The 9,454-nt window shown below is 38.9% G+C and carries 5 protein-coding genes; all 5 read left to right on the top strand.

Annotated features, from left to right (window positions below; genetic code table 11):
* Positions 1 to 190: 190 nt before the first annotated feature.
* Complete coding sequence (locus PPA04_RS08740) at positions 191 to 3,358, top strand: type I restriction endonuclease subunit R (RefSeq protein ID WP_057784978.1); 3,168 nt, start codon at positions 191 to 193, stop codon at positions 3,356 to 3,358.
* A gap of 13 nt (positions 3,359 to 3,371) precedes the next feature.
* Complete coding sequence (locus tag PPA04_RS08735; RefSeq protein WP_057784979.1) at positions 3,372 to 4,994, top strand: type I restriction-modification system subunit M; 1,623 nt, start codon at positions 3,372 to 3,374, stop codon at positions 4,992 to 4,994.
* Positions 4,984 to 6,144, top strand: a complete 1,161-nt coding sequence (locus PPA04_RS08730; RefSeq protein ID WP_057784980.1) for a restriction endonuclease subunit S — start codon at positions 4,984 to 4,986, stop codon at positions 6,142 to 6,144. Before PPA04_RS08735 ends, PPA04_RS08730 begins: the two co-directional genes overlap by 11 nt.
* Before the next feature lie 33 nt (positions 6,145 to 6,177).
* A complete protein-coding gene (locus PPA04_RS08725) occupies positions 6,178 to 7,962 on the top strand; it encodes a GmrSD restriction endonuclease domain-containing protein (RefSeq protein ID WP_057784981.1) in 1,785 nt (594 codons plus the stop codon).
* 297 nt (positions 7,963 to 8,259) lie between these two features.
* Positions 8,260 to 9,454, top strand: a 1,195-nt coding sequence (locus PPA04_RS08720) for an AlbA family DNA-binding domain-containing protein (RefSeq protein WP_057784982.1), incomplete at its 3' end; no start/stop codon positions are given.

Below are 9,454 nucleotides of genomic sequence, written 5' to 3'. Positions count from 1 at the left end.
CCAGAAATTCGAAATGTTTCAACATAAAAGGACGGAACGGTTACTTAATAATTAACCTTCCGTTTTTTTGATGCTTGTCTATTTGGCTTTATTTGTATCCTAGCTATATTAAATTATGAAGCCTAAATGCTAATCTGTTCGCGTATAATAAACTAGTGAGTAATTTAAAGGTGGGGGAAGGAATGTTTTTATGTTGGAACTGTCGTTTGAAAAAGAAGTTGTTAAAACCTTAACGACTGGAAGCAATCAATGGGTGGAACGAAAAGACCTGTATGGTGCGACGCCGGATCAATTATGGGCTAATTTTCGTGATAAATTAAATAACAATAATTATGCTAAATTGCAGGGACACCCTTTAACTGATACCGAATTTAATCAGGTTAAACGGGCGATTGAGGTCCGGACACCTTACGAAGCAGCTAAGTTGCTAGCCGCCGAAAATGGCATTGGCAAAGTGGAAGTTGAACGTGATGATGCTAAGCTGGGCACGGTGACGGTCGAGTTGTTTTGGAAAGCGGACGTTGCTGGCGGTAAATCTAGTTATGAAGTGGTACGGCAAGCAGTGCGACCACGGTTAGCTGGTACTCAAGATGTCGATCCTGATCGCCGTTTTGACGTAACCCTATTGATTAATGGGTTACCCTTAATTCAATTGGAACTAAAAAAAGCCACGGTCGAACTTAACCAGGCTTTTAATCAAATTGAAAAATACGCGCAGGAAGGTAAATATACGGGAATTTACTCGCTGTTGCAAATGTTTGTGATTATGACGCCGGATAGTACGGCGTATTTTGCGAATGCCGAACCGGATCATTTCAATAAAGCCTTTTTGTTCAATTGGCGAACGCGGGATAATCACCCCGTGGAAAACGGCTTAGCGTTTACGCGCCAAGTCCTTAATATTCCCATGGCCCACAAAATGGTCAGTGAATATACGGTCATCGACCAAGAACGTCAGAGCTTAATTCTCTTACGGCCTTATCAGATTTATGCGATTGAAGCCGTGATGCACCGGATTCATGACCATCAAGATGGCTTTGTTTGGCATACCACGGGTTCTGGTAAAACACTCACCTCATATAAGACCGCTAAATTAGCGGCGCAAGATCCTGGTGTCGATAAGGTCATCTTTTTAGTTGACCGGCGGGATTTAGATGAACAGACAACTAGCAACTTTAGTGCCTATGCCGCCAATGATGATATTGCCATTAACGAAGCCCAAAACACCGGTGATTTAATGCGTAAATTGCAACAAAATGACGGTAAGGTCTTGGTCACCTCGATTCAAAAGCTCCATCGGGCGGTCAAAAAAACGCAAGCCCAGCTGGCAACCGGTAAGCAATCCCGCTTTAGTAAGACTTTAAAGCAACGGGTGATCTTCTTTGTTGACGAAGCCCACCGGTCGCAGTTTGGTAAGATGCAAAAGGAAATTCGAGCAGCGTTTATCAATAGTAACTGGTATGGTTACACTGGCACCCCCATTTTTAATGAAAATAAGAAACAGCTCAAAGGTGATCTAGCAGTTACGACGGAGGAGCTATTTGGTAAAGTCTGTCACGTTTATAATTTGCGAGATGCCTTAGAGGACCAAGCCGTGTTACCGTTTAACGTGGAACACGTAACGACGATTGGGAAAGACACGTTAATAACCCGGGCCCTCGAAAAAGAAACTCAGCGCGTCAAAGCACGTCGCGATAAGCAAGGCCGCCTGCTGAGTACGGCTGATGAAGCGAAAATTCAAGCCAAGATTCAAGCGATGTCAGTCAAGGACTTGGAAGAAACGTATTTAACTCCGGCTGACTTTGAGACCGATGAACATATTAACCAAGTTGTTCAATATATTTTACAAAAAGGCCCGCGTAAAACGAGTTTGGGTCATGGCAACTACAATGCGATTTTAACCACCAGCTCCATTGAAATGGCGCAACGCTATTATCAAGCCTTTAAAGCCGCTAAAAAGACTACTCACAATCAGCTAGATCCTGATTGGCCCCGGATTGCGATTACTTATTCATTAAGTGAAAACGAAGATCAGAGTGCGCACAAACATGACCAAATGGCCACCATTTTAAAAGATTATAATCAGCAGTATCACACTAATTTTGATTTAGCCGATCTGAATCTCTATAACGAAGATGTCGCAAAACGGGCTGCTCGGCGTGAGGCGGTCTTTGCTCATTTACAAACGGATCAAGAAATAAATTTAGTGATTGTCGTACGCCGTTTATTAACAGGCTTTGATGCCCCTCGGCTAAACACGCTCTTTGTTGACCGCACCTTAGCCTATCAAGAACTTATTCAAGCCTACTCACGCACCAACCGGCTCCAAAACCGGGAATTAAAACAAGAAGGCCAAATTGTGACCTTTCGGGTACCGGCAATCATGGAAGCTAACGAACGTGAAGCTTACAAGTTATATAGTGGCGAAGGCTCTTTTAATGTCATCATTCGTCCCACTTATCAGCAGGCCGCCTTAAAATTTCAAAAGGCTGTGGTGGATTTAAAAGCCATTGCTCAAACGCCGACGGCGGCCGATGACCTGAAAGGAACCACTGCCAAGGTACAGTTTGTGAAAGCCTTTCGCCAAGTGAATCAGCAATTGAATTCCTTATCGATGTACAACGATTTCACTTGGGAAAACAGTGAAAAGGCCTTTGGTATCGCTCAGCCCGAAGTAGAATCCTATACGGGTAAATATCTGCGGATTAAAGCGGCGGTTACTAACCAAGAGCCTGAGAAAATCCCCGAAGAATTAGCTGCCTTAGACTTTTCCCTAGCCGTTGGTTCAGTCGTCTTGGTGGATTATGATTATTTGACGCAATTAATTCAAGATTGGATTGATGAACAGCAACAGTACTCGACGCCTGATCAAGCACAAGCGCATATGACGGATTACCTGCAAAATAGTGCCAAAGTACAGGCTAGTTTGAATAAATTAGCGGAAACGCAACCGCAACAGGCACAGTTAATTCGCGAAGCCATGCCTTATATTGAGCAACAAATGCAACAGTCGCAGCAACAGAGTGACCAAAATCAAGCGCCAGTAGCGTTGAATGCTCGGGAGTTGGTGGCTGATTATGCCCAGAGACAATTGGTCAAAAAAACGTCGGTATTCGCCCATACGTGGGGCTTAGATCAAACAGCCCTATTGCGGGTGGCGCGTGAACACACCGTGGGTACCGATGAATGGCATCATGAACAAGAATTAACGCAGTCAGCAAATTTAGCAGCGGCCTTACAAGCTCAAACTGCCACTGGGCCGAAGATTCCAGCTATTTTGCCACTATACCGGATTAAGTCCCAGGCCGCTTGGCGGCAGTTTATTGAACACGATTTAGCAATTTATCTACAAAAATAAGTGAGGTTAAACAATGTCAGAAAAAACAATGCAAGCTAGTCAACTTGAAAGCGCCCTATGGAATGCGGCCGATGTCTTACGCGGGAAAATGGACGCCTCTGAATATAAAAACTATTTATTAGGGTTAATTTTTTATCGGTTCCTATCTGAGAAAACCTTGACGACCTTTAGTGAATGGGCAGGTGAAACCGAAAATGTCACCCAGAAATATGCCCAGTATATGGATCCTCAGTTTGAGTTGGAAGGCGTCTCGGTGCAGCCCAGTTTAGTGGAGTATTTGCAAAACACGCTCGGCTATTTAATTCAACCACAAGCGTTATACACCACCCTGATTGGCAAGATTCAAGCCCATACTTTTGCGTTAGACGATTTATCTCAAGCACTTCATGATCTGGAACAGTCGACACAAAATCTATCTTCAGCGCAAGACTTTTCGGGCTTGTTTGCCGATGTGGATTTAAGTAGTAATAAATTAGGCAGTTCTTTACAACAACGGAATCAAACTATCAGTGATACCATGTTAGCTTTAAATGCGATTGATCTTATCCATCATCAAGGCGACGTCTTAGGTGACGCCTATGAATACTTAATCGCGCAATTTGCCAGTGATTCTGGTAAGAAGGCGGGTGAATTTTATACTCCACGGCAGGTGTCCGACATTATTGCCCAGATTGTGACTTATCAGCGCAATGCAGGTGACAACCAATTGCGGACTGTCTATGATCCAGCAGTTGGTTCTGGTTCGCTGCTATTAAATGTCGGACAGCACGTGCAAGACCCCAATTTAGTGAGTTATCACGGCCAAGAATTGAACACCACGACCTATAACCTGGCCCGTATGAACCTCATGTTACATGGAGTCTCGTATGACGATATGCACTTACGCAATGGTGACACGTTAAGTAAAGATTGGCCGGTTGACGAGCCTTACTTATTTGATGCCGTCGTTATGAACCCGCCCTACTCGGCACACTGGGATAACAGTGATAAACGCTTGTCTGATCCCCGTTTCCGCGACTATGGCGTCTTACCACCTAAATCTAAAGCCGACTTTGCCTTTCTGCTACACGGCTTTTATCATTTGCAGGAACACGGGACTATGGGCATTGTCTTACCCCATGGCGTATTATTTCGGGGTGCTAAAGAAGGCAAGATTCGCCAAAAGCTCCTGTTAGATAACCGGATTGATGCCATTATTGGACTACCCGCCAATATTTTTCATTCCACTGGTATTCCAACGTTAATCATGATTTTAAAGAAACATAAAACCACTGATGACGTCTTGTTTATTGATGCGTCCCGGGAATTTGAAAAGGACAAGAATCAAAATAAGCTAACGGCAGCCAATATTCAAAAAATTGTGACCACTTATCAAAACCGGCAAGATGTCGATAAATATGCTCATGTGGCCTTACCGGCGGAAATCAAAGAGAATGATTATAATTTAAATATTCCGCGCTACGTTGATACGTTTGAACCGGAACCCGAGATTGATCTGGACCAAGTTAAAGCTGATCTGAAGCAACTAGACGAGGAAATCAGTCAGAATGAACAAGCCTTTAATGAATTAGCTAGCCAGTTAGTGACCACCCAGGTTAATGACCAGTCAAAACTGGAGGCCCACAATGAAGGATAAACAAACTAAATATCCGCAATTAAGATTTAAAGGTTTCACTGATCCTTGGGAACAGCGTAAGTTAACTGATATATCTGAAAAGGTCACCGAAAAGAACTCAGATAATGAATTTTCGGAGACATTAACCAACTCAGCCGAGTATGGTATTATCAGCCAACGTGATTTTTTTGATAAGGATATTTCAAACGAGAAAAACTTGAACACGTATTATGTTGTACGCGACGGGGACTTTGTTTATAACCCTCGAATTTCAAACTTCGCGCCCGTTGGCCCAATTAAGCGCAATACACTGGGACGTACCGGCGTTATGTCACCGCTTTATTACATTTTCCGAGCGCACAACGTTGATGGTATGTACTTGGAAAAATACTTTTCAAGTACAAAGTGGCATCGATTCATGGAACTTAACGGGGACACAGGTGCTCGTGCTGATCGGTTTGCAATTAAAGACAAAGACTTTGTCCAGATGCCAATTCCGCTACCAAACTTGGAAGAACAAAGTAAGATTGCGCGCTTTCTTGAGAATGTGGACAACCTTATCGCTGCTAACCAGCGTAAGTTAGATTTGCTTAAGGAACTTAAACAGGGCTATTTACAGAAATTGTTTCCCCAGAATGGTAGTAAGTTCCCGCAATTAAGATTTGCAGGGTTTGCTGACGCTTGGGAACAGCGTAAGTTGGGAGAAATTGTAGAGATTAATTCTGGGAGGGATTATAAAAAGCTAGGTAGAGGAAAAATTCCAGTTTTTGGAACTGGCGGCTATATGCTGAGTGTGAACGGTAAATTATCCGATAGAGATTCTGTTGGTATTGGTAGAAAAGGATCAATTGATAAGCCTCAATTTCTTAGCGCTCCGTTTTGGACGGTTGATACTTTATTTTTTATGACTCCTAAAAACAAAAATGATGCTAAATTTATTTTCGATTTGTCACAATTGATTCAGTGGAAAAAATATGACGAATCAACTGGAGTTCCGAGTTTATCTAAAAGTACAATTAGTAATATTCCAATAACGGTGACAAAAGAGGACGAGCAAAATAAGGTCAGTACTTTGTTTGAGTTAGTCGACAAAATTATCGCTGCCAATCAGCGTAAAGTTGAAAAGCTTAAAGAACTAAAAAAAGGCTACATGCAAAAAATGTTTTGTTAATAGCCAATCTGATTAAATTAGGGGGAGAGTTTATTGTCAAATGTAGTAACCAAACAATACGAAGTACAAAATAATTCAATTGGGACGGTTTTAAACTGGATTAAAAGTGGTGAAATTGGCCTACCAGAGTTACAACGACCATTTGTATGGAAATCATCTAAAGTCAGAGATTTAGTTGATTCTTTGTATCGAGGATTCCCTATCGGCTATTTAATTACTTGGAATAATACAACCGTGAAGCTTAAAGGTGGCGGGTCCGCTGTCGGTAAGAAAATAATTATTGATGGTCAACAACGAATTACAGCTTTAAGGGCAGCTTTAACTGGGGAGCCTATTTTAAATAAACAATTGGAATCTAAAAGGATAAAGATTGCCTTTAATCCTTGGAATGAGAAATTTGAAACGACAACGGCGCCAATTGAAAAGAATAAGCGTTGGATAAATGACATTGCTAACCTATTTCAAATGGCTAATACCTTTTCTTTTATAAACAATTTTTTGTTAAAAAATAATGATAAAACACCAACAGAAAGAGACAAGGCCGTGAATGCTATTGAAAAATTACATGCGCTAACGAACAATGATATTGGAAATATCGTTTTATCTTCAGAATTACCAATTGAAGATGTAACAGAAATTTTTAACCGGATTAATTCTAAGGGTACGGTTTTAAATTCAGCCGATTTTGTTATGTCAAAATTATCTGCTGATGAAAAACACAACGGAGAAAAAATTAGAAGGGCGATCGACTACTTTGCTAAATTGTTAGTTAATCCAACTATGCTGGCTGATATTAAGAATAATGATGCTGGCTTTACGGCTTCCAACTATTTTAAACAGATAGCTTGGGCAGCTAATGAACGTACAGATTTATATGATCCAGATTTTGGTGATATCTTACACGTCATTTTGAACTTTCAGTTTGGCAGAGGCAAACTAACCGATTTAGTCGGACTGATTTCTGGGAGAGACTTCAAAACCAAAACTTATACTGAAGAAGCCATGGATAAAGCCTATCATGAATTAGAAACCGGTTTGCTTAGGTTTGTAAATAAATCTAATTTTGAACGTTATATTATGTTACTAAGAAGTCTAGGAATGATTAGCAGAAAGACATTGTCTTTAAGTGGTAAAGGGGCCATAAACTTTGGGTATTCTCTTTACTTACTGCTTAAATATCAGGGACAAACGACTAATTTCGAATTAGAAACTATTGTAAAAAAATGGATCATTATGTCGGCCTTGACCTATAGATATAGTGGTTCTTCAGAGACCCAATCTCAAACTGATATAAGGAAATTTGCCAGTACTGATCCTGTTAAATATTTGAATTCAATCGTAAAACAAGAATTGCCCGATTCTTATTGGCACAACACGCTACCTAATGGAGCTCTGGTTTCCTCCTCGACTCAGGCTAATGTTTGGCGAATATTTGTAATGTCACAAGTGCGAAAACACACCATAGCCTGGCTGGAAAAAGATCATGAAGTGGCTGATCTATTAATTGAACAGGGTAATATTCATCATATTTTTCCTCGAGCTTATTTAAAGAAAAATGGTTTATCACAAACAATGTATAATCAAATTGCAAATTATATTTGGATCACACAACCAAGAAACTTACAAATAAGTGATCGAGCACCCAAAGATTATCTTGCTGACCAACAAATCATTAAATATGGGAACGCAAAATCATTTTCTGAAAATGCTATTCCTGAAAGCCTTAAGCACGATGATTATACAGAATACGAAGATTTTTTGGTCAAACGACGTCAATTAATTTCCCAGAAATTAAAAGAATATTTTGAATCATTGTGAAATTAATTATATTAATATCGAATAGGTTTGAATTGCTAGTATACATGAAAAATTATCTGGGAAGGCCATTTCCCCCTTAAATCAGAAAAAAATGGCTTCCTTCTTAATTGTTATTTTGAGGTCAAATGATTAATCTAATTGTGTCAAATAAATTTTATCAGATTCAATTAATTTGAAACGCCTAAATCACTGTATTGCTCGCATTTATATAGCCAATCAATTTTTCACCTCATTGATTGGTAAATTCTCCCTTATCAGGGATTAAAATAGTTTTTTAGTAATTATTGGAGAACAAGTATGAATGAAAATGAATTACTAGAAATTTTACATTCGTCGCAACATGAAACTGATACTTATGATTTTAAAGAACGATGGGAAAATACAAATAGTGAGCTTTTAAAGGATATTCTTAGTTTTGCTAATACTGCTCATCATCATGACTGTTATTTAATATATGGAATTAATGACGGTAAAGACGTTATTGGTATAACCGATACGGATAAGAATCGAAAAAATCAGCAAAATATTAGTGATTTTTTACAAAGCCTTAATTTTGCCAATAGTTCGATTCCGAAAGTACTGGTTAATACATTAGAACTAGAAAATAAACTAGTAGATATTCTTACAATAAAGGATAGCGATCAAGTTCCCTTCTACCTAAGGGCAGATTATACAAAAGATGGACTAGCTTTAAGACATGGAGAAATATTTTTTAGAGACGAAGATTCAAATTTTGGAAAACAACAGGCTCCAACTTACGAAACTATTGAAAACTTGTGGAAAAAACATTTTCATCTTGATCTGACACCTATAGAACAATTTAAATTTGCTCTAAAAGATATTATTAATTGGACATATCATGAAGGAGACAATGAAGCTCCAAAAATGTGTGTTTATAATTCAAATTTAGACTTTCATATAGAAATATCGTTTGATCCTTCATCCTCTCCAACCATTGAAGCTTTTAGTGTTTATCAAGCACGAGTAAGTGTTATGTGGGGAACGGTTAGGTTAAAGTATAAGAATATATTGATATATAAATTCAATTGTATTTCTTTGAACCAATATATATGTTACGAAATAGATCCCAAACGCTCTCTCTTAAATGAAAGTGACCTTAACTCTCTATATTTTTACCTATATGCTAATAGTATTGAAAAATTAACTAGTACGGTAATCAATTATGCTATGGATTATAAGACACATGTTTCTCCAAATGAAAGTGATTATAATTTCAAAAAGAAAATTGTAGTATATTCTGATGAAGAAGAAAGAAAAAGAATTGAGAAAGATTTAAAAGCAAAATTTAGTACAAAAAAAGCATTAATACCAATATATGAGGCGGACGTCAACGAATTAAAACAAAAAATGCGACTAGTGGAAGGGCATTCAAATACGGATGCTCAAGAATTAATAAAGGAAGCAAATATAGCTAGATATATTAATGAAAATTACCTGCATATCAATTATTATTTTGGTGATCATCCATTTT

Source organism: Pediococcus parvulus (assembly GCF_007990205.1).
GTDB classification, from domain to species: Bacteria; Bacillota; Bacilli; order Lactobacillales; family Lactobacillaceae; genus Pediococcus; species Pediococcus parvulus.
This window is presented reverse-complemented; position numbering and strand designations above follow the sequence as displayed.